Source organism: Yersinia bercovieri ATCC 43970, from assembly GCF_013282745.1.
GTDB classification, from domain to species: Bacteria; Pseudomonadota; Gammaproteobacteria; order Enterobacterales; family Enterobacteriaceae; genus Yersinia; species Yersinia bercovieri.
The window spans coordinates 1,526,074-1,552,266 of sequence record NZ_CP054044.1; the positions used below are offsets into that span (position 1 = coordinate 1,526,074).

The window sequence follows — 26,193 nt, forward strand, 5'->3', positions numbered from 1 at the left end:
TATCACCGATATTGATCCGCCTACCCCATAGTGGTTATCTCTGTTGGCAGAAATGGTCAACTAATTGGCCAATCAGCTCGCGAGTTGGCTCGATAAAGGCCATATCAATAAACTCATCCGGCTGGTGGGCCTGATTGATGGAACCTGGCCCCAGCACTAATGTTGGGCAAATTTGCTGGATAAATGGCGCTTCAGTGCAATAGTTCACCACCGCCGTGCGCTCACCCAACAATTTTTCGATAACCCCCACCATATGGTGATCTGTTGGGCATTCATAGCCAGGAATCGGCGGATGCAGCTCATCAATGCTCAGGCGGCCTGGCCAGCGTTGGCTTACCGGCGCTAGCGCTTCGGTCATCAACTCATCCAGATCACTTAATGTCAGACCCGGCAACGGGCGGATATCCATATGTAATTCACAGCAAGCACAGATACGGTTTGCTGCATCACCACCATTGATATGACCGAAATTCATCGTCGGATAAGGGATGGTGAACGCCGGATTGTGATAACGCTCTTGCAGGGTGGTGCGCAGCTTCATTAGCTCGGTAATGGATTCATGCATCAAATCAATGGCATTGACGCCACGCGCTGGATCACTGGAGTGACCTGACTGGCCGGTAATGCGGATGGCGCTGGAAATATGCCCTTTGTGCGCCCGCACCGGTTGCAGTGAGGTTGGTTCGCCAATAATGGCAAAGTCAGGGCGCAACTGGGTGGAGGCGGCAAAGTAGCGCGCGCCTGCCATGGTGGTCTCTTCATCGGCGGTCGCCAGAATATAGAGCGGTTTACTCAGCTGGCTGGCATCGATATCACGTACCGCATCCAGAATAAAGGCAAAAAAGCCTTTCATATCGGCAGTGCCCAAACCATATAACTTGTTGTCGTGCTCCGTCAGCGTGAAGGGATCACGGGTCCAACGCCCCTCATCGTAAGGTACGGTATCGGTATGACCGGCGAGCAGTAATCCGCCATTACCTTCGCCGCTACTTTTTTCACCAATAGAGGCAAGCAGGTTAAATTTGTGGCGTGTATCGGGCACTGGTTGGATTTCGATACGAAAACCCAAATCAGCAAACCATCCGGCCAGCAAGTTGATTAACGCCTCATTGCTTTGATCGAGGGCGCTATCGGTCGCGCTGATCGATGGCGTGGCGATTAATGCCCGATACAGCTCAATAAATGGAGGTAATTTCATCTTCACTGTTGACAGCCTTTGGTTAGGATAGTATCAATATTCATGCAATAATTATGAATAAAAATACATTAAGCTTAAGCGTAAGGGAACCTAAAAAGACCCTTAAATTTACGAAAATGTCAATGCTCAATCACTTGGGGAACAGTAAAACCTTGCTGATCACCCAAATGCCGGTTTTGACTACTTATGTCTTTATACCCGATTAAATTTTATACCCAAAGTACTTGATGTGGCAGGTTGCGGGCGAGCGAGTCCTGCGGCCACTTCAAGTCAGAAGGGCAAGGTGAACTGAACCCATGCTAAATACGCTAATTGTTGGTGCCAGCGGCTATGCCGGAGCGGAGCTTACGGCTTACCTCAATCGTCATCCACATATGAACATAACCGCTTTAGCGGTTTCAGCGCAAAGTGCAGATGCAGGAAAATTACTTTCTGAGCTGCATCCGCAACTGAAAGGCATCATTGATCTTCCGCTGCAACCCTTGGTGGATGTGGCTCAGGCGGCAAAAGGTGTTGATGTGGTGTTCCTCGCCACCGCCCATGAAGTCAGCCATGATTTGGCACCGCAATTTTTAGCCGCGGGCTGCGTGGTGTTTGATCTCTCTGGTGCATACCGGGTTCAGGACGCCGCGTTTTACACTCAATATTACGGTTTTGAACATCAGCACGCTGATTGGTTGGACAAAGCGGTATATGGGCTGGCTGAATGGCAGGCCGAAGAGATCAAACAGGCGCAATTGATTGCCGTCCCAGGCTGCTATCCAACCGCTTCACAATTGGCACTAAAGCCGCTGGTTGATGGCGGTTTGCTGAATGAAGCTCAATGGCCGGTGATTAACGCGGTAAGTGGCGTCAGCGGTGCAGGGCGTAAAGCCAGCCTTGGCAACAGTTTTTGCGAAGTGAGCTTGCAGCCATACGGCTTGTTTAACCATCGTCATCAGCCTGAGATTGTCGCTCACCTCGGTACACCGGTGATTTTCACCCCGCACTTGGGGAACTTCGCGCGCGGCATTTTGGCGACCATCACTTGCCGCCTGAAAGCCGGTGTCACGGCAGAAGATATCGCCGAGGCGTACCACAATGCGTATCAAGATAAGCCGCTGGTGCGGTTATATCAGCAAGGCGTACCGGCACTAAAAGCTGTGGTCGGCCTGCCTTTCTGTGATATTGGTTTCTCGGTGCAGGGCGAGCATTTAATCATTGTCGCGACAGAAGATAACCTGCTGAAAGGCGCGGCGGCGCAGGCGGTACAATGCATGAATATCCGTTTTGGCTTTGTGGAAACCCAGTCCCTATTGTGAGTCACCAAGGGGCGGTAACCGAGCCAGAGTGGGCAGAAACAGATACTTTATCCAATTATATTGAGGCGAAACATGATGAACCCGTTGGTCATTAAATTAGGTGGCGTGTTGCTAGACAGCGAAGAAGCGCTGGAACGCCTGTTTACTGCATTAGTGACCTATCGTGAGAAGCATGAGCGCCCGCTTGTGATTATGCACGGTGGTGGCTGTCTGGTAGATGAGCTGATGAAAAAACTGGCACTGCCGGTGGTGAAGAAAAACGGCCTGCGTGTTACTCCGGCTGACCAGATTGATATTATCACTGGCGCATTGGCAGGCACCGCCAACAAAACGTTGCTCTCCTGGGCGGTAAAACACCAGATAAATGCTGTTGGTCTCTGTCTGGGTGATGGCAATACGGTTTCGGTTACACCGCTGGATGCCGAACTGGGGCATGTGGGTAAAGCGCAGCCTGGCTCACCGGCCTTGGTGCAAACCTTGTTGGCAGCGGATTACATGCCAATCATCAGCTCAATTGGTATTACCGTAGACGGCAAACTGATGAATGTGAATGCCGATCAGGCTGCAACCGCCCTGGCGGCGACACTGGGGGCGGATCTGATTTTGCTGTCTGATGTGAGCGGCATTCTGGATGGCAAAGGCCAGCGAATTGCTGAAATGACGGCACAGAAAGCCGAGCAATTAATTGCTCAAGGCATTATTACTGATGGCATGATTGTCAAAGTGAATGCTGCGCTGGATGCCGCGCGTTCACTGGGCCGCCCGGTGGATATCGCCAGCTGGCGTCATGCTGATCAACTGCCAGCGCTGTTTAACGGCGTGCCAATTGGTACACGTATTCTCGCGTAACAGGCTATTATAAATTTCTATATCAAAACGATTTTTTCAGAACTTAGGGAAGCAAGATTATGGCATTGTGGGGCGGACGGTTTAGTCAGGCAGCAGATCAGCGTTTTAAGCAGTTCAATGACTCCCTGCGGTTTGATTACCGACTGGCAGAGCAGGATATTATAGGTTCTGTTGCCTGGTCGAAAGCACTGGTCACGGTTGGTGTCTTAACAGCCGCCGAGCAGCAACAACTTGAGCAGGCACTCTCTGTTTTATTGGAAGAGGTGCAGGCCGATCCACAGGCCATTTTAGCCAGTGATGCGGAAGATATTCACAGTTGGGTAGAAACCAAACTGATTGATAAAGTGGGCGATTTAGGCAAAAAATTGCACACTGGGCGTAGCCGTAATGATCAGGTCGCGACTGATCTAAAATTGTGGTGCAAATTCCAAATAACTGAATTAAAAACTGCGGTGCAGCAGCTACAGCAAGCACTGGTTATCACCGCTGAAGCCAATCAGGATGCGGTGATGCCGGGTTATACCCACTTGCAACGCGCCCAACCGGTGACCTTCGCACACTGGTGTCTGGCCTACGTTGAAATGCTGGCTCGTGATGAAAGCCGCCTGCAAGATACCCTAAATCGCCTGGATGTCAGCCCATTAGGCAGTGGCGCATTGGCGGGTACGGCGTATGCCATTGACCGCGAACAGCTGGCGGGCTGGTTAGGTTTTGCCTCTGCGACCCGCAACAGTCTCGATAGTGTGTCTGACCGTGACCATGTGCTGGAACTACTCTCCGATGCCAGCATCGGCATGGTGCATCTGTCGCGTTTTGCAGAAGATCTCATCTTCTTCAACAGTGGCGAAGCGGCGTTTGTCGATTTATCTGATCGCGTGACCTCCGGCTCCTCCCTGATGCCACAAAAGAAAAACCCGGATGCATTAGAATTAATCCGTGGTAAGTGTGGCCGAGTCCAGGGCGCATTGACCGGGATGATGATGACGCTCAAAGGCTTGCCTCTGGCTTATAATAAAGATATGCAGGAAGACAAAGAAGGGCTGTTTGATGCGCTGGATACCTGGCTCGACTGCCTGCATATGGCCGCGCTGGTCTTGGATGGTATTCAGGTAAAACGCCCGCGTTGCAAAGAAGCCGCTGAACAGGGCTATGCCAACGCCACTGAATTAGCAGATTATTTGGTCGCCAAGGGGGTGCCTTTCCGCGAAGCGCACCATATTGTCGGCGAAGCGGTGGTTGAGGCGATTCGTCAGGGCAAAGCATTAGAGGCATTATCACTCAGTGACTTGCAGAAGTTCAGTGCAGTGATTGGCGACGATGTGTACCCGATTCTGGCGCTGCAATCCTGCCTGGATAAGCGTGTCGCCAAAGGTGGAGTTTCACCACAGCAAGTGGCTACCGCTATTGCCGAGGCTAAAACCCGCCTGTTTTAGTTCGCTGAGTATTAATATCGGAAATGGGTCACTTTTATAGTGGCCCATTTTTTATGGTAGAAGCTAAATGGTATTTTTGCCTTCAGTTGACCCGCTATATTCAGAAAAAATTAATAAACGTTACAGCAACACTTATTTATAGATCATTTAAACTTTCTATAAAGCCAATATTCTCAGCCACATAATTTTTTATTTTTGAATGCCATTGAGTTTATACCCTCAAATGATTATGATAATCATTATCAAATGGTGGCGCTATAGGAAAACCTATACTAGCATTAAGGAATTAGAGAGGTTCAGATCAGTTTTAATAACTGAAGGGATAACTCAGATATATTACCTTATCCACTAATAAAATAAGCCTATTTATTTTAGTCAATTTAATCTGCATTTATGGTGGGTTAAATAACTTATTGGTTTTATAGAAAGCTACAACATACTAATTATCCGATAATTTCTATTATTCGGCACGAATATCTATTGCCAAATTTATCGCGTGTGTCATTAAGCTAATAGTTAGCATGTGTATTTTATTTGTATTAATAAGGATGGAAACTCATAAATGGATAATATAGTTTTACAGAGAAAAACAACAATAAGCCCGATGAGTAAAATATCACTAGGTATATTCTTAGCACTAACGGCGCAAGGTTATTCAGAAAGCGCCAAATCTGAAACCATTAAAGCTGAAGCCACTCAGGCGGCCGCCGCAGAGGCATCCTCTGGTAAGAGTGAGATGGTGCTGGATAAGCTCAAAGTAGAAGAAGTGAGTAATGCTCATGAGGGTGACTGGGTCTATGATGAAGCCCGCTCGGTCAGCGAAATATCCCGTGAACAAATGGATAACCGCCCAGCACGTCACGCGGCGGATATTTTAGAGCAAACGCCGGGGGTCTACTCCAGCCTTAGCCAGCAAGACCCAGGGCTATCGGTGAATATCCGTGGTATGCAAGATTATGGTCGAGTCAATATGAATATTGATGGTATGCGCCAGAACTTTATGAAAAGTAGCCATGGGCAGCGCAATGGCGTTATGTATATTGATCCAGAAATTCTTAATAATGTAACAATAGAGAAAGGGGTCAGTAGTGGTATTGGCGGTGCGGGGGTTATTGGGGGGATTGCCACTTTTAATACAATTAATGCCAGTGACTTTATCGAACCAGGAAAAGAGATTGGCGGTAAAGTCCGCGCGACAACCGGTGATAATGGCACCCAATTTATTGGCAGTGCAATGTTGGCGCTGGGTAATGAGTATGGTGACCTGTTAATTTCCGCTAGTGAACGTAACTTAAAAGATTACTGGCCGGGGAATAAAGGGGAAATCGGTGAACTTCACATGGGAGGAAAGAAAGAACGCAAATTAAGCAATGACATTAAAAGTAATAAGGTCGATTTTACTCACTATAAAATGTATTCACGGTTGGCCAAAATAGGGTGGAATTTATCCGCTGATCAGCGCCTGGTATTCAGCTACCTGCAAACACAAGTAGAAAGCCCCAATGCAGGTATGCTTACCCAGATCGATTTGAGCCAGTCACTAACATCAGGTCCTGCTTTTAAATATGGCTGGTTAAGCGGCAGCGTATCGGATGTGATGAATAAGAATATTGGGCTAGATTATAGCTTAAAGCCGGAACATATCGGCTGGCTGGATGCAACGGCAAAAGTCTATTATGTCGATACTGATGATAAAACTGATACCCACAATGCAGATGCTATTTTCCGCAAAGCCTATTGGACGCAAACCCGTTTAACCACCCAGGGTTTACAACTGCAAAATACCAGCCTATTTACCCCCGCCGATCAACATCAATTGCGCATTAAATATGGCCTGGAGTGGTTTAGTGATCGCTCCAGAGGTAACACAACCAATGACTACCAACGAGAGCGTAATCGAACGGGTCAGGTCCTCGTGAATCGGATTACCCCACCCGGCAAGCGCGCGATTACCAGTACCTTTGCCCAAATTAATTACGATTATGATGATTGGTTTCGGCTGGAGGGGGGGCTGCGTTATGATCAATTCCGTTTACAGGGCAATACCTGGATGTATACCCGAGGCTTTCGTCACCACTATACCCTTGAGAAACCTTGTGACCCAAAACGGGATGAGCAATCTGAAAGACCGCTTACAAGATGCTCATCAAGTGTAGCGACAATAATGAGTTGGGATGTGGATCGCCGTGAACAGCAACTGTCACCTACGGCAGCTATCGGTATCAAGCCCGGCGCGCCATGGTTGGAGTTTTTTGGTACTTATGGTAAATCCTGGCGGCCACCAGCAATGACTGAAATGTTGGCCACGGGCAGCGCGCATGGCCATGGCCGGATATTACCCAATCCGTTGTTGGTGTCAGAGCACTCTAAAGCCTGGGAGCTGGGGGTTAATATTCAACAAACAGGCCTGTTTATTAATGAAGATCGCTTTGCTGCTAAGGTGGCATATTTTAATACTAGAGTAAGAAATTATTCCAGCATGGAATTATCCAAGATGAAGCCAAAGTTTGGTGGTGGTGATTTCTCTCATGCAACCTATATTAATAATTTATTGAAAACGCAATTTCGCGGGCTGGAATATCAATTAAGCTATGACGCTGGTTTTTTTTATACTAATTTAAATTATACCAGAATGATTGGTAAAAATAGTGTTTGTTCAAAAACAGCTTGGTTAGGTGGGGTAGAGAAACTACAAAAAACCAAGCAGAAACACCGTTATTTTGTTGATGACAACAGAGCTAATAATATTATTGAATGCTATAAGGCAAGTGGGTTATTTGGTTCCTCGGCTTATTTGCCAGGTGACCGAGGGAGTTTAACTTTAGGCGGAAGAATATTTGATCAAAAACTGGATCTTGGCACTATTATCCGTTATAACAAAGGTCATCAAGATAAATCAGTGCTTGGTAGTCATGGGTATCCAAATGTTGCTTTTGTGGCAGACTGGCCTAAGTATACTATATTTGATTTGTATGCCAGCTATCAGGTAACTAATAATTTAGTGTTGCGCACTTCAATAGAAAATATAACCAACCGAGCTTATTTGATTAGTTATGGAGACACACTCTCTTTTGCTCCCAATCGGGGAAGAACTATTCAGGGTGGCTTTGAATATAGGTTCTGAATTATAAATTCTTTAGGTGAATAATATTGTTTACCTATTGAGTGAATGGCTTAATAAGCCATTATTTCGGAGTAACAATCATTAATTAAAAGGATATTATTATGAGTGTAACAGTTCAATATAACAGTGAGTTTGCCGACTATACCGTATCTTCTTATCTTAGCAACTGGGCCGAGACTTTTGGTGATATGAATCAGGCGGAGACAAAAGATCGAGGCCAGTTTGCAGGTGGTGACACTATCTTTAGTGGTACTCAATACTCAATTGGAAGTTCGCACGACACTGATATGGGGATGATTGTTGAAGGTAATTTAAACTATGCTTTTATGGCACATACTTTCCATGGTCAGATAACCAACATACAGTTTGGTAAGGACTTAGTGGTTAATACTGATGGCGCTGTGGGTAAACACCTCAACGATCTGCAAGTGGCCTTTAACGATGTGGATATTTCTGGTGAATTTGATGCTACCAAGCCAGTGGCTGAAAATCGCGATAGTGACATGCATAAATCGGTATATGGCTTAATGCGAGGCGATGCCGATCCAATGCTGGAAGTCCTCAAAGCCAAAGGTATTGATGTGGATACCGCCTTTAAAGATATGGCTATTGCCACCCAGATCCCTGACACTGAAATGGCGGCTGATGCCCCAATCATTGAAACTGTGGGTGTATATGATGATGCTGCTGACATGTCAATGGCGGCTTAAATCAGCAATACGAAAATAACTTTTTATTAAATAAAACAATACCACCGTCGTACTCTGTTATATTAGTTGCGGCGGTGGTTCATGTTTTATCTCAATAAATAACTAAGTTATTTCGGCTGCTTATAGAACATCATTAATGATAAATTTTTTCCAATTTATAAAGGAAATTATTATGACAGTATCTATTCAATTTAATGCTCCATTAGGCAGTGCTACCCTGGCAACTTATAGCCAAAAACTGAAAGTTGGCGATATAAAGGTGATGACAATAATTAAAAACGCAGAGGCAGAGACTGAAGATACGGCACACGCCAAACAGGCATTGGCCAAGATGTGTGGTTCTTATATTAATAGTGAGGTTGACTGCGGTTTTATTTCTATTGATACTGGCTGTAGTGCTGAAAACTATCCTGATATGATGATTTTCCGTGGGGAGTTAATGTACTCCAAAACACCGCAAAATATTTTTTACGGAAAACTAGATAGTTTGATGCTGGGAGAAGGCTTGATCTCTAGTCTTGATGGTATAGGCCAACAGCTTAAAAAACTTGAATTGAAATTTAGCGGATTAAATATTACCAGTGAATTTGATGCTGCCAAAACAATAGCTGAGAATAAACAGGGTAAGGTTCATAAAGTTATTGACGGTTTGGTACAAGGCAACCTCGCTCCTTTACTCGAAATACTCCAAACTAAAGGTATTGATATAAATATACCACTGAATGATATGGCTATTGCCAGTCAGCTTGAAACTACCAGTGAAATCACCGTCGATACACTCACTGTTGATGCTGTGGGTGTGGCTGATAATAGTGACGTATTATTTGCCTGAGTTGGTGGTTAGAAAGTTTCCCTCTGGTTAGATAAGTAATATCACCGCCATACTTTTCATACTGATATTGGCGGTAGTTTGTATTGTGGCTGGATAAGATAGATAAATGCAAATCTGTCACCAGCGACTTTTTTGACAACAACACTGCTTTCATTAATGGAAATGGACGCCATGGAATCTTGCAAAACCCCCAGCCTTTCGTCGGCTTCCTCGCTCATTCTCTCTGTTTTAGCTAGCCACAAAAAAAGCCTTTGGGGTATCGGACTATTTACTGCGGTAATAAATTTACTGATGTTAGCGCCGGCAATTTATATGCTGCAAGTTTATGATCGCGTTCTTGCCTCAAATAATACCATGACATTATTGATGCTCACTATTTTGGTGCTCGGAATATTTGTATTTATTGGTTTATTAGAGTGGATTCGCAGTGCCGTTGTTATCCGTCTGGGAACACGCATTGATATGCAACTCAATCAACGGGTGTTTAATGCCGCCTTTGCTTCGCAACTTATAGGCCATAAAACACCGGCGGCCCAAGCATTAAATGACCTGACTGCTTTGCGCCAATTTGCTACCGGCAATGCACTCTTTGCTTTTTTTGATGCCCCCTGGTTTCCACTTTACTTACTGGTGATATTTCTGCTCCACCCCTGGCTCGGCGCATTAGCCACTGCGGGGGCTTGTGTACTGATCTTTCTCGCCTGGCTAAACCAGAAAGTGTGTAAAAAGGCACTGAAAGCAGCATCCACCATCACGTCACAAGCTACCCAGCAGGCGAATGCGAATTTGCGTAATGCAGACTCTATCGAAGCCATGGGGATGCTAGAGAGCTTACGTGGGCGCTGGCTAAAACAGCATTCACATTTCCTTTATCAACAAAATATTGCCAGCGATAAGAGCAGTCGGGTCACCGCCCTATCCAAATCTAGCCGTCAGGCGCTGCAATCAATGATGCTAGGGCTAGGCGCACTGTTGGTTATTGATAGTGCAATTACCGCCGGCGTCATGATTGCGGGATCAATTTTAATCGGGCGCGTATTAAGTCCCATTGATCAACTCATCGCGGTCTGGAAACAGTGGAGCCATGCGCGGCTCTCCTACCTGCGTCTCACAGATCTGTTAGCTCAATATCCCCCGGTACAAACAGGTATGCTGCTCCCTCCCCCCACCGGGAAGCTCAGTGTGATGCAACTGACGGTATGCAAACCCGGCACCCATATACCTGTGTTACAGGCCATCAATTTTGAGTTACAACCCGGTGATGTACTCGGTGTTTTAGGGCCATCGGGTAGTGGCAAGTCCACCCTGGCAAAGTTGTTGGTGGCATGTAAACCCGCCTTTAGCGGCTCGGTTCGCTTAGACAGTGTCAATCTTGCTCAATGGGATAAAACCCGTTTGGGGGAGTTTATTGGTTACCTGCCGCAAGATATTCAGCTGTTTCGTGGGTCGATTGCTGAAAATATCTCGCGCTTTGGTCAAATTGATACCGAAAAAGTGATCGCGGCTGCACAGCTCGCCGATGTACACGATCTCATCCTGCATCTGCCGCAAGGCTATGACACTCAACTGGGAGATGATGGCGAAGGGCTATCCGGCGGTCAGCGCCAGCGTATTGCTTTGGCGCGCGCCATGTACGGCGTGCCACGACTTATTGTGCTGGATGAACCTAACGCCAGTTTGGATAAAGAGGGTGAAAAAGCCTTACTAAATAGTATTACCCAGTTAAAACAACAGGGTAGCACCATCGTGATGATCACCCATAAGCCAGAGTTATTATCCGGTAGTGACTATTTGTTGTTCCTCAATAATGGCCGGATGGAGCTGTTTGATCGTACTCAGGCAGTTTTACAGAGCGCGAAGGATAAGCCTGCGGCTAATGCTGATGTAAAAGCATTCACCAGTAAAAAGAGTTGGGGCAGCGGCATGTCATATGGTGCTGCACCTGCCCGCACAGCATCACCAAAATCATAACCAAAATCATAACCTTAAATGAGATATACCACGGATGGGAGATAACTGATGTTACCTGAAACAGGTCGTGACCTGTCTATGGCAGTGGGCAGCGGTCAGCAAAATCCGCCACCACTGCAAATCAATAGCGGGAAGTACCTTCGTCTGGGAGGAGGATTGGTTGTCGGCGGTTTCATCGGTTTTTTGCTTTGGGCCGGACTGGCACCATTGGATAAAGGGATTGCTGTTATGGGGCAGATTGTCGTTGCCGAAAACCGTAAAGTGATCCAGCCGTTACAAGGTGGACGTATTCAGCAATTACATGTCATCGAGGGGGATGAGGTCGAGCAAGGCCAATTACTTATCACGCTGGATGATACTGCGATACGTAGCCATCGGGATAATCTACAGCATCAGTATCTTAGCGCGCTGGCTCAGGAGTCCCGCTTAATTGCCGAGCAACACGACTGGCCTGAAATTGATTTCCCTGAAGTGCTGCTTCAGGACTCCGCGCAATATTTGGTTGAGCGCACTATTGCTTTGCAACGGCAGCTTTTTCTGCATCGCCGCCAGGCCCAACGGAGCGAAATTGCACGTTTATCGGCACAAATTACGCGGCATCAGAGTCGGCTGAGCGGTTTGCAAGCGCTGCGCGATAATAACCAGCACCAGCTCGACTTATTTCAACAACAACTACATGGCGTACAGTCGTTGGCAAAAAATGGTCATGTTGCCCAAAATCAGTTGTTGGATATGGAGCGCCAAGCTATTTCGCTGCGTACCCGAGTGGAGCAAGACTCCAGCGACATCACGGAGGCTTATAAGCTGATTGATGAAACTGAGCAGCATATTTCACAGCGGCGTGAACAGTACCAAAGTGAGAATCGCGAACAATTAGCCAAAGCGCAGCAAGCTACCCAAGAGCTGGAGCAGCGTTTGAGTGTTGCAGAGTTTGAGTTGGAAAATACCCGTGTTACCGCCCCTGTTAGTGGTTCGGTTATTGCGCTGGCACAACACACCGTGGGTGGGGTGGTGAGCACCGGGCAAACATTGATGGAGTTGGTTCCCAGCGGGCAACCCTTGCTCGTTGAAGCCCAGTTACCTGTGGCCTTGATTGATAAAGCTATGGTGGGGTTACCGGTTGACCTTAATTTTTCTGCATTTAATCAAAGCACAACGCCACGATTGTACGGCTCAGTATTACGCATCGGGGCTGATCGCATACAGCATCCACAGACTTTAGAGCCTTATTACCCCTTAACTATCGTGTTTGATATCAACCAAACCCCGCTGAAAATCCGGCCGGGTATGTCGGTGGATGTTTTTATCCGTACCGGAGAGCGGTCGTTGCTCAATTATCTGTTTAAGCCGCTAACCGATCGTTTGCATGTCGCATTTGCCGAAGAGTAATCGTCGTGATGAGTTATTTTATATAACTCATTAAAAATAAAGAAATATAGTGATTTAATTGATGAAAATTCAGCAGGATAACAGCCGCATTCTACTTTGGTTGGGAAGTGCCCTATTTGCGAGTTGTGTTCATCTATATTTGCTTTGGTGGCTGAGTACGCCAGCAGTGGCGGTAACCTCTCCATACCAGTATCCCATGGCGGTGATGCTTGGGCTGTCAGCCGAACCAGAATTCACCCCCAATGTAGAGCAGAATCCGGTAGTGGGTATGACTCAGAATCTCAGCGAGCCGATAGTTGAACCCGCGGAAAGTCAGCCAGAACAAGTGAGTGAGTTGCTAACTGCCCCGGAACAGTCCAATGCATCTTTGGTCGTCGAAAAAGAGCGAGAAGTGGTTAAAAAAGAGCCAGTGAAAGCAAAGTGGCCACAACCAGAGGTGAGCAAACCACGTAAGCCTGTTATTGAAGAGACGGCGGTGAATCGCAGCAAACCATCGCCACCTGCCGCGACAACCAGCACCACGTTATCTGGTGAGAGCAAGCAAATTGCAGCCGCGACGAACAGTGACTCTTTGCATGTGCAGCAGATTAAAATGAATTGGAGAAGCCACTTACAAGGGCATCTGATGGGGTTTAAACGTTACCCCCCCATTGCCAGGAAACAGCGCCAACAGGGCACCGCAATGATTCGTTTTGTGGTGAATAGAGAGGGATATGTACTCTCGTCTCAATTGATCAAAAGTAGTGGGGTTGCCATTTTAGATCGCGAAGCTCTGGCACTGATCAAACGTGCCCAACCCTTACCCAAACCCCCGACAGAGTTGCTATCACATGGGCAGATAACATTGGAGCTACCTATTGGTTTTGATCTAAAAAATAAAAAACGGTAATCGTGGTCGCGGGCAAAACAATTTCATGGGGTGATCAATATCACCCCATTTCCCGTAAAGGCACTCTCTAGCAATATTATTCGCCAGGGCAGCGCAGGCAGCGCTCGGCCTCATCGGCACCCAGTCTGAGTTTCGACTGCAAATCCCGCAGCGCAGTACGTAAGCCCTCCTCAATTACCGGATGATAAAACGGCATATCTAGCATTTGATCAATGGTCATTTGCTGTTGATGTGCCCAGGCCAACAGATGAGCAATATGCTCGGCACTGGGGCCCATCATCTCGGCACCCAAGAAGCGGCCAGTGCCTTGCTCGCCATAAACCCGCAAAATACCTTTGTTTTTCAGCATCACCCGCGAACGGCCCTGGTTTTCAAAAGAGACTTCACCGATTTCAAAACAGCCGCAAGCACTGAATTTTTGTGTCAATTCGCGGAAGGTCGAGCCTACCATCGCGATTTGTGGATCAGAGAACACCACCGAAATGGGGCTACGACGTAAACCAGGCACCACTTCTGGGAAGCCACCGGCATTCACGCCAGCAATACGAGCCTGATCGCTTGCTTCATGCAGTAGTGGCAATTGGTTACTGGCATCACCGGCGATAAAGATATGTGGCACACTGGTCTGCATCGTCAGCTTGTCAGCAAGTGGCACACCGCGATCATCGAACAGTAGCGAGGTGTTTTCCAGACCCAGCTTATCGACATTAGGACGGCGACCCGTGGCGGCTAATACATAATCCACCATTATCTCTTGGGGCTTTTCGGCTTTATCCAGATAGCGGATAAAGACTTTATCCCCCTCTCGCTGCATCACTTCAACTTTTACATCGGGATCGAGATAGAACTCTTCACCTAGCGTTTTCGCGGCGTAATTGCGCACAATGCTGTCAGTCAGCGGGCCAACACCACCGCCAACGCCAAACATTTTTACCTGAACCCCCAGTCGGTGCAGCGCCTGACCCAACTCCAGCCCGATAACACCGGGGCCGAAAACGGCAACTGATTTTGGTAAATCATCCCAGTTAAACACGTCATCATTGACGATCAGCCGATCACCTAATGCATTCCAGGCCGCAGGCCAGGTAGGGCGTGAGCCGGTGGCAATCACGATACGTTGCGCGACAATACGTGTGTGATCATCAACTTGCAGAGTATTATCATCAATAAAGCGAGCATAACCCTGAATTTTATCCGCCGCCGGAATGTTATCGACACCTTCCAGAACGAAGCCAACAAAACGGTCGCGCTCACGTTTAACACGATCCATCACTTCACGACCATTAATCAGAGTTTCGCCTTGCGGATGAATACCGAATCCGGGGGCTTGCTCAATGTGATGCACGGCGTCAGCCGCTGCAATCAGTAGTTTGGATGGCATGCAACCGACGCGTGCACAGGTGGTGCCATACTCGCCACCTTCAATCATCACCACACTTGGGGTCGATAGTTTGGCAGCGCGATAAGCGCCAAGCCCGGCAGTGCCACCGCCAATCACGGCGACATCAACGTTTAAGGTTTTCATGTCTACTCCTAGCAGGAAAAACAGCAAGAACAGAAAAAAAGGGTAGGCCGGAGCCTACCAAATTACTTCACTTTATCTTCATTTTTATTGATGTCATTAGGCAGACAGGTAATTCTCTAAATCATCACTGCCACCGATGTGTCGCCCGCCGATAAAGACTTGCGGCACAGTCCCACGGCCCGTGACGGCACGCAGACTAACAGTGGTGGCGTCTTTGCCCAGCACGATCTCTTCGTATTGAATGCCACGCTCTTGCAGCATCTGTTTTGCTTTGGCGCAGAATGGGCAGCCCGGTTTGGTAAAGACAGAAACAGACTCCTGCACTTTAAAATCAGGGGCCAGATATTTCAGCATGGTGTCGGCGTCAGAGACTTCAAACGGGTCGCCCGGCTTGTTTGGCTCAACAAACATTTTCTCTACCACGCCGTTACGTACCAGCATGGAGTAACGCCATGAACGCGGCCCGAAGCCCAGATCAGCTTTCTCAACCAGCATATTCATGCCTTTGGTGAATTCACCGTTGCCGTCTGGAATAAAGGTAATGTTTTCAGCGCTCTGATCCGCTTTCCAGGCATTCATCACGAAAGTGTCATTGACGGACACACAGAGAATGCTATCAACACCGTGCTGTTTAAACACGCCGGCCAGCTCGTTATAACGCGGCAGATGGCTGGAGGAGCAGGTCGGGGTAAATGCGCCCGGCAGTGAAAATACAATAACGGTTTTGTTGTTGAATAACTCGTCGGTGGTTACATCAATCCACTGGTCGCCCTGACGGGTATGGAAAGTCACCTGTGGGATTTTTTTACCTTCTTGGCTAGCGAACATCGGTAACTCCTTAATTGGAAAATAAAAGATTTGAATTTTTCTAGCTCTTTTTTCGTTGGAACACATTATTCATTTTATCACTTGATAGTTCTAATCACTGATTGCTATCTTATCTATCGTCAATGACTATCATAAAGCGGAGCATCGATGAATATTCGAGATCTAGAATACCTGGTGGCGCTGGCTGAATTCAGGCATTTTCGGCGTGCTGCCGACTCTTGTCATGTCAGCCAACCCACGTTAAGCGGTCAAATCCGTAAACTGGAAGATGAGCTGGGCGTTATGCTGTTAGAGCGCACTAGTCGTAAAGTCCTGTTTACGCAGGCTGGATTGTTGCTGGTGGAGCAGGCCAGAACGGTGCTACGGGAAGTTAAAGTACTGAAAGAGATGGCTAGTTTGCAGGGTGAGAGTATGTCTGGCCCGCTGCATATTGGGCTGATCCCTACGGTCGGGCCTTATCTGCTGCCGCAAATCATTCCTACGCTGCATCAAACATTCCCAAAACTGGAAATGTATCTGCATGAAGCGCAGACCCAAAACCTGCTAGCTCAGTTGGACAGTGGCAAGCTCGATTGTGCCATTTTGGCACTGGTTAAAGAGAGCGAAGCGTTTATTGAAGTCCCGCTGTTTGACGAACCGATGCAACTGGCGATTTACGCCGATCATCCGTGGGCAGGCCGTGATCGAGTGCAGATGCATGAACTGGCTGGCGAGAAGTTGCTGATGCTGGAAGATGGTCACTGTTTACGTGATCAGGCGATGGGTTTTTGCTTCCAGGCCGGCGCTGAAGAGGATACACATTTCCGTGCTACCAGTTTAGAAACCTTGCGCAATATGGTCGCCGCAGGCAGCGGCATCACGCTATTGCCTTCACTGGCGGTGCCGAATGAAAGAGAGCGTGACGGCGTATGCTATCTGGAGTGCTACAAGCCGATACCCAAGCGCACCATTGCCTTGGTCTACCGCCCCGGCTCCCCATTGCGTGGCCGCTATGAGCAACTTGCCGAGGCGATACGTGAGCACATGCAACCGCGCATGAGCCAGGACGTGATAAGCGAAAAGTTAGAACAGGCGGTTTAACCCATTGAGGGCAGCCACACGATAAGCTTCGGCCATCGTTGGGTAGTTGAAGGTAGTATTAACGAAGTATTCGAGGGTATTACCTTCGCCTTTTTGCTCCATGATAGCCTGCCCGATGTGGATAATTTCAGCCGCGCGTTCACCAAAGCAATGAATGCCGAGGATCTGCTTGGTTTCCCGATGGAACAGGATTTTCAAGCTGCCGGTATTCATCCCGACAATCTGTGCGCGCGCCAGGTGCTTAAACTGCGCCCGACCGACCTCGTAAGGCACTTTCATCGCGGTCAACTCTTGCTCGGTTTTACCCACAGAGCTGATCTCTGGAATGGTGTAAATGCCGGTTGGGATATCTTCGATCAAGTGAACATTGGCTTCACCTTTGATCATCGCTTGTGCCGCAATCCGCCCTTGATCATAAGCTGCGGAGGCCAAACTCGGATAACCAATGACATCACCGACGGCGTACACATGGGATAGTGCGGTCTGATACATGCTGTTGACCTTCAGCAGGCCACGGCTGTCGGCTTCCAAACCAATCTTTTCCAGCCCTAACCCACTGGTATTCCCGGTGCGGCCATTGGCGTACAACAAGCAATCCGCCTTCACTTTTTTGCCTGATTTCAAATGAACGATAACCCCATCAACCGTCCCCTCAATCTGCTCAAACTCTTCGTTGTGGCGGATAACCACGCCGTTATTCCAGAAGTGGTACGAGAGGGCATCTGACATCTCCTGATCGAGGAAAGCCAGCAGGCGGTCGCGGGTATTAATCAAATCCACTTTGACACTCAAACCACGGAAGATCGATGCATATTCGCAGCCAATCACCCCCGCACCATAGATAATGACGTGTTGTGGCTCATGGCTGAGCTGCAAAATGGTATCACTGTCGTAAATGCGTTCGTGGGTAAAATCAACGTTTGCTGGGCGATAAGGGCGTGAACCCGTGGCAATGACGATGTTATCGGCGCGCAGTGTATCGCTGGTGCCGTCGGCATAACGCACATTGATAGTATTGGCATCAATGAAGCTGGCATCGCCGGAGAACATCTGGCAGTGGTTGCGATCGTAAAAGCCTTGGCGCATGCGGGTTTGCTGATTAATTACGCGATCCGCATGGTTTAAAATATCAGCGAAAGAGGAGCTGATGGTTCGGGCATTGTCGCTGTAGAGTGGGTTTTGGTTGAATTCTATAATACGGCTAACGGCGTGGCGTAAAGCTTTGGATGGGATAGTGCCCCAATGGGTACATCCACCACCCACATTATTGTACCGTTCAATCACGGCAACGCGGGCGCCTTGCTTGACCAACCCCATAGCGGCACCTTCACCGCCAGGACCCGAGCCAATAACAATGGCATCAAAATGGAAGTGCTGTTGCATGTAGGAGAGACCTATTATTATACAAAATTACAACGATATATTAACATCATCCCAAGCATAACCCAATCAACAATGGGTAAATCACCGTGATGGTTGCTGTAAAGCGGTAATTCCGTATTGGGATGATACGTTTGTATAACGGTTGTTACTATAAAGTTTGGTATATTGCTGACTATATGTCTTAGATTGAGAATTTGGATATCCCTTGGGCACGATTATGGGCGTCAGAGCACAACAAAAAGAGCGGACTCGTCGTTCCCTTATCGAAGCGGCGTTCAGCCAACTGAGTGCTGAGCGGAGTTTTGCTAGCTTGAGTTTGCGGGAAGTCTCTCGCGAAGCGGGCATCGCGCCGACTTCTTTTTATCGGCATTTTCGTGATGTCGACGAGCTTGGTCTGACAATGGTCGATGAAAGCGGCCTGATGTTACGCCAACTGATGCGTCAGGCACGTCAGCGGATTGCCAAGGGCGGCAGTGTTATCCGTACGTCAGTTTCTACATTTATGGAATTTATCGGCAATAATCCCAATGCCTTCCGCTTATTGCTGCGGGAGCGCTCGGGCACCTCAGCAGCCTTCCGGGCCGCTGTTGCGCGTGAAATTCAGCATTTTATTGCCGAGTTGGCCGATTATCTCGAACTGGAAAATCACATGCCGCGCAGCTTCACCGAAGCTCAAGCTGAGGCCATGGTCACAATTGTCTTCAGTGCGGGTGCAGAAGCGCTGGACGTGGACAGTGAACAGCGGCGACAGTTAGAAGAACGCTTGGTGCTACAACTGCGGATGATCTCCAAAGGCGCTTATTATTGGTATCGTCGCGAGCAGGAGAAGCTCGCTGTATCCCGCACTTAATAAGGAAAGGAAAATGATGGAACAATCTACCCCAGAAAAACAATCTTACCTTGAAAAGCAATCTCACCCGGAGAAACAGCCTCGCCGTGAAACGGGCACTCTGCTGTTGGCATTGATCACGGGTTTGGCCATCAATGGTTCATTCAGCACACTATTTAGCGCGTTTGTCCCTTTTTCAATCTTCCCGCTGCTGACGTTAATATTGGCGGTGTATTGCTTGCATCAGCGCTACCTCAATTTTGCCATGCCGCAGGGGTTGCCAGTGCTGGCTGCGGCCTGTTTCTTGCTGGGCATTTTAGTGTACAGCGCCATTGTGCGGGTCGAGCATCCGGCGATTGGCTCCAACTTCGTGCCCTCTATTCTCAGTGTGGCGCTGGTGTTCTGGATCTTGTTTAAGCTAAAGGCGCGTAAATCGGCGCAGGCGAACACGGAATTTGAGTCAGAGAATAGCGATAACCAGCAGCCGCAGTAGTTTTCGGGCGGCGTCTTTACGATCTGCCTGTTCTCTCCGCCGCTGGCACTCTGCCAATAACTTCAGGGCAACATAGCGTTGCCCTTTTGTTTATCTAGGATTCAGTTATTCGTTAGTCCCGCTTCTCCAACAAGACCCCACACTCCATATGATGGGTATAAGGGAACTGATCGAAGAGCGCTAAGCGGCTGATTTTATGGGTGTGCTGCAACTGTTCCAAATTGGCGCACAGCGTCTCTGGGTTACAGGAGATATAGAGGATACGCGGATAAGCCTGCACCAATTTGACGGTTTCATCATCCAGCCCGCTACGCGGTGGATCGACAAAAATTGTCTCACAGTTATAGCTTTTCAAATCAATGCCTTTCAGGCGAGTAAACTCACGGACACCTTGCATGGCCTGAGTGAACTCTTCCGCTGACATACGAATAATTTGCACGTTATCGATATTATTCGCTGCAATATTGTATTGCGCCGCTGCCACTGAGGGTTTGGCTATCTCAGTTGCCAGCACCCGATCAAAATTACGTGCTAGTGCCAACGAGAAGTTGCCATTACCGCAGTACAGCTCCAGCAGATCCCCACTTGCATGTTGAGTGACATCGATCGCCCACTCCAACATATGAATGTTCACCGCAGCATTCGGCTGGGTGAAGCTATTCTCAACCTGACGATAAATCATCTCACGGCCCGCAACTGGCAACACTTCATCGATATAGTCATGATCCAACATGATTTTGGTTTTCGCAGCCCGCCCAATCAGTTGCAGATCAAAACCCTGCTCGCGCAGTTGATCTCGCAACTCCAGCGCTTTTTGCTGCCACTCTTCATCTAATTGGCGGTGATACAGTAAAGAGGCGATCAGCTTACCGCTCAGAGTCGATAAGTAATCAATCTGAAATAGCTTACGGCGCAAGATCGGCTCAGCCCGGATGGCGGTCATCAGGGCGCTCATCAGACGATTGATTAACAGACTGGCGACCGGGAACTGCTCGACCCGAATACGCTGCTTGGTCTGTTGGTCAAACATGATGTGGTAGAGGTCGTCATCATCGTGCCAAACGCGGAACTCCGCCCGCATACGGTAATGCTCGGCAGGAGAACGGAATATTTCCGGAGCGGGGGCCTGAAACGGCAACATCATTGCCTGAAGACGGGCAGATTTTTCCGCCAATTGGTGATCATAGCCGTCAGTCGGCAGGATGTTGGGAGTCATGTTTCTTCTCGTTTGGACATAAAAAGAGGGTTATTCCTGCGGATTGTAGGGAAAGTGGCCCTGATGTCCAGTTTTGTTATGCTTATTCTTCGTTCCAAGAATGGAAGTCTAGACATCCATTTTACTTAATCGTAACATTGCGGTCCGGCCTCATGCGGTACTTATACACCTACGAGTTAAAAGGGAATCCGGTGTAAATCCGGAGCTGACGCGCAGCGGTAAGGGGAAGTCACGGCGAAAGGTTGCAACAGACACTGTCCACCAGGATGGGAAGTCATCGCCAGCTCTGTTCTCAGAGATCCCAAGCCCGAAGACCTGCCGGTATTACGTCGCAATATTCGTGGTCGTCGCGTACTACCGGCCATGGCACTGCGGCATCCACCAATTGAGTTTGGATGCTTTATGACAATTAAAAAATATACGCTGCTCACAGCGCTCTCTGTGACGGCATTTTCTGGCTGGGCGCAGGGTAACAACACCACCGGTAACAATGACGAAATGGTGGTGACTGCCAGCCGTTTTAAACAGCCAGTCTCCACTGTATTGGCCCCCACGGATGTCGTGACGCGGGATGATATCGATCGCTGGCAGGCCAAAAGCCTCAATGAAGTGATGCGCCGGTTACCGGGTGTGGATATCGCGCAATTTGGTGGTTTAGGGCAAGGCTCTTCTATGTATATCCGCGGCACCGAAGCCCGGCATGTACTGGTACTGGTTGATGGTATTCCTCTGGCGCGTACCGGTATCATCAACAGTGTCGACTTCAATCAAATACCGATCTCTTTAGTGCAGCGAGTTGAATACATCCGTGGGCCGCGCTCGGCGGTCTATGGCTCAGGTGCGATTGGTGGTGTGATTAACGTGATTACGCAATCAGATAAAGAAGGCGCACAGATTAATGCTGGCGTCGGTTCTAAAGGCTACCAGCAATATGATGGCAGTGTCCGTCAGCGCTTTGGTGATACATTGGCGACGGTAGCGGGGGGGTATCAAACCACTAACGGCTTCAACATCAAACCGGGTTCAGATTACTCGGTAGACAGTGATCGAGACGGCTTCCGTAATAAAAACTTCTGGGCAGGGCTGGATCATCAGTTCAACCAAGCGTTCTCTGGTTTTGTCCGAGGTTATGGCTATACCAATAGCACGGATTACGATGTCGGGAGCACACCTTACCTCCCTGAATACAGTGGCGATAAAGAGCGGTTATATAACCACACTTATGATACCGGTCTGCGTTATGCAGCGGGCGCTTACTCTGCTCAATTAATTGCCAGCTACCAGAAATATAAAGATTACAACTACAGCAGCCAATATGGCCGCTATGGGGTGGCGACCACGCTGGATGATATGGAACAGCGAAATCTACAATGGGGCAACACTTATAGCTTCGAAAGTGCGACCCTAAGCGCAGGGCTTGACTGGCAGCAGCAGCGTTTGACCTCATCCAACACCACGATTTCTGACAGTTATAAGCGGGATAACACCGGCTTATACCTCAGCGGGCAGCAAAAATTTGACAGCGTGACGCTAGAAGCCTCGGGCCGTGCCGATAAAGATGAACAATTTGGCTGGCATGAGACATGGCAAACTGCGGCGGGCTGGGAATTCGTTCCTGATTACCGCGTGACCTTATCTTACGGAACGGGCTTCCTGGCGCCGTCGTTGGGCCAACAGTACGGCGCACAGCGCTTTAGCCCTCGGATTGAGCCAAACAGCAACCTTAAGCCGGAAGAGTCCCGCCAATGGGAAGCTGGGTTAGAAGGGGTGACCGGGCCGCTTGACTGGCGTTTGTCAGCTTATCACAACAAAATTGAAAACCTGATCGACTACGACTCAGATCCAGTGACCTATATTGGACAATATTACAATGTTAACTCCGCGACGATAAAAGGCGTGGAGTGGAGCGGAAACTTCGATACAGGCATCTTCACCCACCAGGTCACATTGCAATATATTGACCCGCGTAATGATCTCAATAACGAAGTCCTAGCCCGCCGCTCTAAACATCAGGCCAAGTATCAACTGGATTGGGCAATGTTCAATTTTGATATGGATGTGTCATACCAGTATTACGGCAAGCGCTACGACAATAACACCTCTCTTTATAGTGCGACTCAGCGTGAATTACCAAGTTACAGCACAGTAGACGCTTCGATTGCTTATCCCGTTACTTCTCATCTAACAGTTCGTGGTAGAATTGCTAACCTGTTTGATAAAGATTACGAAACGGCTTATGGCTATAAAACCGCTGGACGAGAGTATTACCTCACCGGAAGCTATAACTTCTAAGGTCAATACTGCTCCTCGCCCGACAGCGCTGATTTTTGACTCAGGTGTTGGCGGGCTATCTGTCTATCAAGAGATTCGGCAGTTGCTGCCGGATCTCCACTATATATATGCATTCGACAATGTTGCCTTCCCTTATGGGGAGAAGTCCGGTGAATTTATTGTTGAACGCGTCTTGGAAATTGTCACCGCGGTACAGCAGCGCCACCCACTGGCGATTGTGGTTATTGCATGTAACACCGCCAGCACCGTCTCCCTCCCTGCTCTACGCGAGCGCTTCGCATTCCCCGTGGTTGGTGTAGTACCCGCTATCAAACCTGCGGTGCGGCTCACCCGCAATGGTGTTGTTGGCTTATTGGCGACCCGCGGCACCGTTCATGCCTCTTATACACTGGATCTCATTGCGCGCTTTGCCACTGATTGCAAAATTGAGCTATTGGGTTCATCTGAGCTGGTGGAACTGGCAGAAAGCAAACTGCATGGCGGCGTCGTTTCTGTCGAAGCATTAAAGAAAATCCTTCATCCATGGCTGGCAATGCGTGAACCACCAGACACCATCGTCTTAGGTTGCACGCATTTCCCTCTATTAGCAGAAGAGTTAGCACAAGTATTGCCGGAAGGTACACGTATGGTCGATTCCGGTGCTGCCATTGCTCGCCGAACCGCCTGGCTGATCTCTTCTCAGGAAAATGTGGTCTCTTCTCAAGATGAGAACATGGCGTATTGCATGGCGCTGAACACGGACACTGACGCTTTATTGCCCGTTCTGCAGGGTTATGGCTTCCAAACGCTGCAAAAACTACCAATTTAACGGCGTTTTGACCAAAGAAACAGCGGTTGAAAAGTTTTTTCAAATTAGGGGTTGCAGCCTGTCAGGAACTCCCTATAATGCGCCTCCACTGACCGGGAACAACGAAACAAACTTCGCCGGGTCAGGAAGAGAAAAGAACGCGTTTGAGTTCGAAAGAAATCAAATAACACCTTGACTCTTCAGCGGGAAAGCGTATTATCTGCCTCCCGCGTTACCGTAAGATTCGCTGAAAAGCCAACGGGTAACGAACGCTCTTTAACAATTTATCAGACAATCTGTGTGGGCACTCGCAAGACGATATCGAAGCCTGTTTCGGCAGGCAGAAGCAATATCAAAGTCTTGAAGAGTGACCAAAGCAGTACACATTTGAACTTCGGTTCGAATGCATATTTGCAGAAAGTAATCTTTGAGCATCGCTGCTTTCATTAGCAGCAAATCAAACAAATCTTAAATTGAAGAGTTTGATCATGGCTCAGATTGAACGCTGGCGGCAGGCCTAACACATGCAAGTCGAGCGGCAGCGGGAAGTAGTTTACTACTTTGCCGGCGAGCGGCGGACGGGTGAGTAATGTCTGGGGATCTGCCTGATGGAGGGGGATAACTACTGGAAACGGTAGCTAATACCGCATGACCTCGTAAGAGCAAAGTGGGGGACCTTCGGGCCTCACGCCATCGGATGAACCCAGATGGGATTAGCTAGTAGGTGGGGTAATGGCTCACCTAGGCGACGATCCCTAGCTGGTCTGAGAGGATGACCAGCCACACTGGAACTGAGACACGGTCCAGACTCCTACGGGAGGCAGCAGTGGGGAATATTGCACAATGGGCGCAAGCCTGATGCAGCCATGCCGCGTGTGTGAAGAAGGCCTTCGGGTTGTAAAGCACTTTCAGCGAGGAGGAAGGCAGTCGTGTTAATAGCACGATTGATTGACGTTACTCGCAGAAGAAGCACCGGCTAACTCCGTGCCAGCAGCCGCGGTAATACGGAGGGTGCAAGCGTTAATCGGAATTACTGGGCGTAAAGCGCACGCAGGCGGTTTGTTAAGTCAGATGTGAAATCCCCGCGCTTAACGTGGGAACTGCATTTGAAACTGGCAAGCTAGAGTCTTGTAGAGGGGGGTAGAATTCCAGGTGTAGCGGTGAAATGCGTAGAGATCTGGAGGAATACCGGTGGCGAAGGCGGCCCCCTGGACAAAGACTGACGCTCAGGTGCGAAAGCGTGGGGAGCAAACAGGATTAGATACCCTGGTAGTCCACGCTGTAAACGATGTCGACTTGGAGGTTGTGCCCTTGAGGCGTGGCTTCCGGAGCTAACGCGTTAAGTCGACCGCCTGGGGAGTACGGCCGCAAGGTTAAAACTCAAATGAATTGACGGGGGCCCGCACAAGCGGTGGAGCATGTGGTTTAATTCGATGCAACGCGAAGAACCTTACCTACTCTTGACATCCACAGAACTTAGCAGAGATGCTTCGGTGCCTTCGGGAACTGTGAGACAGGTGCTGCATGGCTGTCGTCAGCTCGTGTTGTGAAATGTTGGGTTAAGTCCCGCAACGAGCGCAACCCTTATCCTTTGTTGCCAGCACGTAATGGTGGGAACTCAAGGGAGACTGCCGGTGACAAACCGGAGGAAGGTGGGGATGACGTCAAGTCATCATGGCCCTTACGAGTAGGGCTACACACGTGCTACAATGGCAGATACAAAGTGAAGCGAACTCGCGAGAGCAAGCGGACCACATAAAGTCTGTCGTAGTCCGGATTGGAGTCTGCAACTCGACTCCATGAAGTCGGAATCGCTAGTAATCGTAGATCAGAATGCTACGGTGAATACGTTCCCGGGCCTTGTACACACCGCCCGTCACACCATGGGAGTGGGTTGCAAAAGAAGTAGGTAGCTTAACCTTCGGGAGGGCGCTTACCACTTTGTGATTCATGACTGGGGTGAAGTCGTAACAAGGTAACCGTAGGGGAACCTGCGGTTGGATCACCTCCTTACCTCACGATACGCATTGCGCAGTGTCCACACAGATTGTCTGATAGAATGTA

The 26,193-nt window shown here is 48.7% G+C and carries 19 protein-coding genes, 1 rRNA gene and 1 riboswitch; of the genes, 15 read left to right on the top strand and 5 right to left on the bottom strand.

Going from position 1 to position 26,193, the window contains the following annotated elements; genetic code table 11:
• Nucleotides 1–34 precede the first annotated feature (34 nt).
• Nucleotides 35–1,198 (bottom strand): acetylornithine deacetylase, encoded by a 1,164-nt coding sequence (argE, locus tag HRK25_RS06860; RefSeq protein WP_005278248.1) that lies wholly within the window; start codon nt 1,196–1,198, stop codon nt 35–37.
• A gap of 296 nt (nt 1,199–1,494) precedes the next feature.
• On the opposite strand from argE, the gene argC reads away from it, so the two are divergent.
• From argC to HRK25_RS06905, 9 genes are all read left to right on the top strand, one after another.
• Nucleotides 1,495–2,499 carry an N-acetyl-gamma-glutamyl-phosphate reductase gene (argC, locus tag HRK25_RS06865; RefSeq protein ID WP_005278246.1) on the top strand — a complete coding sequence of 335 codons (1,005 nt, stop codon included), beginning with the start codon at nt 1,495–1,497 and terminating at the stop codon, nt 2,497–2,499.
• Nucleotides 2,500–2,574: 75 nt separating this feature from the next.
• Entirely contained in the window at nt 2,575–3,348 is a 774-nt protein-coding gene (gene argB, locus HRK25_RS06870; RefSeq protein WP_032898701.1) for an acetylglutamate kinase, read from the top strand.
• A 59-nt stretch (nt 3,349–3,407) separates the two neighbouring features.
• Nucleotides 3,408–4,781 carry an argininosuccinate lyase gene (argH, locus tag HRK25_RS06875; RefSeq protein WP_005278241.1) on the top strand — a complete coding sequence of 458 codons (1,374 nt, stop codon included), beginning with the start codon at nt 3,408–3,410 and terminating at the stop codon, nt 4,779–4,781.
• Nucleotides 4,782–5,343: 562 nt separating this feature from the next.
• Nucleotides 5,344–7,905: a TonB-dependent hemoglobin/transferrin/lactoferrin family receptor gene (locus tag HRK25_RS06880; protein WP_005278239.1), complete on the top strand. Its 2,562-nt coding sequence runs from the start codon at nt 5,344–5,346 to the stop codon at nt 7,903–7,905.
• 101 nt (nt 7,906–8,006) lie between these two features.
• A complete protein-coding gene (locus HRK25_RS06885; RefSeq protein WP_005278237.1) occupies nt 8,007–8,615 on the top strand; it encodes a heme acquisition protein HasA in 609 nt (202 codons plus the stop codon).
• A gap of 172 nt (nt 8,616–8,787) precedes the next feature.
• Entirely contained in the window at nt 8,788–9,447 is a 660-nt protein-coding gene (locus HRK25_RS06890) for a heme acquisition protein HasA (protein ID WP_032898699.1), read from the top strand.
• 156 nt (nt 9,448–9,603) lie between these two features.
• Nucleotides 9,604–11,418, top strand: a complete 1,815-nt coding sequence (locus HRK25_RS06895; protein ID WP_005278231.1) for a type I secretion system permease/ATPase — start codon at nt 9,604–9,606, stop codon at nt 11,416–11,418.
• 48 nt (nt 11,419–11,466) lie between these two features.
• On the top strand, nt 11,467–12,807 hold the full coding sequence (locus HRK25_RS06900; protein WP_005278228.1) for an HlyD family type I secretion periplasmic adaptor subunit: 1,341 nt from the start codon (nt 11,467–11,469) through the stop codon (nt 12,805–12,807).
• 58 nt (nt 12,808–12,865) lie between these two features.
• Complete coding sequence (locus HRK25_RS06905) at nt 12,866–13,696, top strand: energy transducer TonB family protein (RefSeq protein ID WP_057648860.1); 831 nt, start codon at nt 12,866–12,868, stop codon at nt 13,694–13,696.
• A gap of 76 nt (nt 13,697–13,772) precedes the next feature.
• Here HRK25_RS06905 and HRK25_RS06910 read toward each other — a convergent pair whose 3' ends face one another.
• Nucleotides 13,773–15,221, bottom strand: coding sequence for a dihydrolipoyl dehydrogenase (locus HRK25_RS06910; RefSeq protein ID WP_005278220.1), 1,449 nt, complete (start codon nt 15,219–15,221; stop codon nt 13,773–13,775).
• Between the two features lie 96 nt (nt 15,222–15,317).
• Entirely contained in the window at nt 15,318–16,049 is a 732-nt protein-coding gene (locus HRK25_RS06915) for a glutathione peroxidase (protein WP_005278219.1), read from the bottom strand.
• Nucleotides 16,050–16,196: 147 nt separating this feature from the next.
• Between HRK25_RS06915 and oxyR the strand changes: the two genes are divergently transcribed.
• Nucleotides 16,197–17,129, top strand: coding sequence for a DNA-binding transcriptional regulator OxyR (oxyR, locus tag HRK25_RS06920; RefSeq protein WP_032898697.1), 933 nt, complete (start codon nt 16,197–16,199; stop codon nt 17,127–17,129).
• Here oxyR and sthA read toward each other — a convergent pair.
• Nucleotides 17,112–18,512: a Si-specific NAD(P)(+) transhydrogenase gene (gene sthA, locus HRK25_RS06925; RefSeq protein WP_005278216.1), complete on the bottom strand. Its 1,401-nt coding sequence runs from the start codon at nt 18,510–18,512 to the stop codon at nt 17,112–17,114. The genes oxyR and sthA overlap by 18 nt on opposite strands.
• Before the next feature lie 217 nt (nt 18,513–18,729).
• Between sthA and fabR the strand changes: the two genes are divergently transcribed.
• Together fabR and HRK25_RS06935 are read left to right on the top strand one after the other, a co-directional pair.
• Nucleotides 18,730–19,362 carry an HTH-type transcriptional repressor FabR gene (fabR, locus tag HRK25_RS06930; RefSeq protein WP_005278214.1) on the top strand — a complete coding sequence of 211 codons (633 nt, stop codon included), beginning with the start codon at nt 18,730–18,732 and terminating at the stop codon, nt 19,360–19,362.
• A 13-nt stretch (nt 19,363–19,375) separates the two neighbouring features.
• The gene (locus HRK25_RS06935; RefSeq protein ID WP_005278212.1) at nt 19,376–19,834 is read left to right on the top strand and encodes a YijD family membrane protein; all 459 of its coding nucleotides are present in this window, start codon (nt 19,376–19,378) and stop codon (nt 19,832–19,834) included.
• Between the two features lie 112 nt (nt 19,835–19,946).
• Here the strand turns inward: HRK25_RS06935 and trmA are convergent, their stop codons facing one another.
• Complete coding sequence (gene trmA, locus HRK25_RS06940; protein ID WP_005278210.1) at nt 19,947–21,050, bottom strand: tRNA (uridine(54)-C5)-methyltransferase TrmA; 1,104 nt, start codon at nt 21,048–21,050, stop codon at nt 19,947–19,949.
• 128 nt (nt 21,051–21,178) lie between these two features.
• Nucleotides 21,179–21,387, top strand: a riboswitch (cobalamin riboswitch).
• Between the two features lie 65 nt (nt 21,388–21,452).
• On the opposite strand from trmA, the gene btuB reads away from it, so the two are divergent.
• The 3 genes from btuB to HRK25_RS06955 all read left to right on the top strand — a co-directional run bounded on the left by btuB (nt 21,453) and on the right by HRK25_RS06955 (nt 26,142).
• The gene (gene btuB, locus HRK25_RS06945; RefSeq protein ID WP_032898696.1) at nt 21,453–23,342 is read left to right on the top strand and encodes a TonB-dependent vitamin B12 receptor BtuB; all 1,890 of its coding nucleotides are present in this window, start codon (nt 21,453–21,455) and stop codon (nt 23,340–23,342) included.
• A complete protein-coding gene (gene murI, locus HRK25_RS06950) occupies nt 23,287–24,150 on the top strand; it encodes a glutamate racemase (RefSeq protein ID WP_032898695.1) in 864 nt (287 codons plus the stop codon). The genes btuB and murI overlap by 56 nt, the downstream gene beginning before the upstream one ends.
• A 449-nt stretch (nt 24,151–24,599) precedes the next feature.
• A 16S ribosomal RNA gene (locus HRK25_RS06955) occupies nt 24,600–26,142 on the top strand.
• Nucleotides 26,143–26,193: the final 51 nt, after the last annotated feature.

Bases quoted from the DNA above. Each gene is read 5' to 3' on its own strand.
- HRK25_RS06895 (WP_005278231.1), top strand. From the start codon at position 9,604: ATGGAAATGGACGCCATGGAATCTTGCAAAACCCCCAGCCTTTCGTCG.
- HRK25_RS06910 (WP_005278220.1), bottom strand. From the start codon at position 15,221: ATGAAAACCTTAAACGTTGATGTCGCCGTGATTGGCGGTGGCACTGCC.
- argC (WP_005278246.1), top strand. From the start codon at position 1,495: ATGCTAAATACGCTAATTGTTGGTGCCAGCGGCTATGCCGGAGCGGAG.
- murI (WP_032898695.1), top strand. From the start codon at position 23,287: ATGGCTATAAAACCGCTGGACGAGAGTATTACCTCACCGGAAGCTATA.
- HRK25_RS06890 (WP_032898699.1), top strand. From the start codon at position 8,788: ATGACAGTATCTATTCAATTTAATGCTCCATTAGGCAGTGCTACCCTG.
- argB (WP_032898701.1), top strand. From the start codon at position 2,575: ATGAACCCGTTGGTCATTAAATTAGGTGGCGTGTTGCTAGACAGCGAA.
- HRK25_RS06935 (WP_005278212.1), top strand. From the start codon at position 19,376: ATGATGGAACAATCTACCCCAGAAAAACAATCTTACCTTGAAAAGCAA.
- fabR (WP_005278214.1), top strand. From the start codon at position 18,730: ATGGGCGTCAGAGCACAACAAAAAGAGCGGACTCGTCGTTCCCTTATC.
- HRK25_RS06915 (WP_005278219.1), bottom strand. From the start codon at position 16,049: ATGTTCGCTAGCCAAGAAGGTAAAAAAATCCCACAGGTGACTTTCCAT.
- argE (WP_005278248.1), bottom strand. From the start codon at position 1,198: ATGAAATTACCTCCATTTATTGAGCTGTATCGGGCATTAATCGCCACG.
- argH (WP_005278241.1), top strand. From the start codon at position 3,408: ATGGCATTGTGGGGCGGACGGTTTAGTCAGGCAGCAGATCAGCGTTTT.
- sthA (WP_005278216.1), bottom strand. From the start codon at position 18,512: ATGCAACAGCACTTCCATTTTGATGCCATTGTTATTGGCTCGGGTCCT.
- trmA (WP_005278210.1), bottom strand. From the start codon at position 21,050: ATGACTCCCAACATCCTGCCGACTGACGGCTATGATCACCAATTGGCG.
- HRK25_RS06900 (WP_005278228.1), top strand. From the start codon at position 11,467: ATGTTACCTGAAACAGGTCGTGACCTGTCTATGGCAGTGGGCAGCGGT.
- HRK25_RS06880 (WP_005278239.1), top strand. From the start codon at position 5,344: ATGGATAATATAGTTTTACAGAGAAAAACAACAATAAGCCCGATGAGT.
- btuB (WP_032898696.1), top strand. From the start codon at position 21,453: ATGACAATTAAAAAATATACGCTGCTCACAGCGCTCTCTGTGACGGCA.
- HRK25_RS06885 (WP_005278237.1), top strand. From the start codon at position 8,007: ATGAGTGTAACAGTTCAATATAACAGTGAGTTTGCCGACTATACCGTA.
- oxyR (WP_032898697.1), top strand. From the start codon at position 16,197: ATGAATATTCGAGATCTAGAATACCTGGTGGCGCTGGCTGAATTCAGG.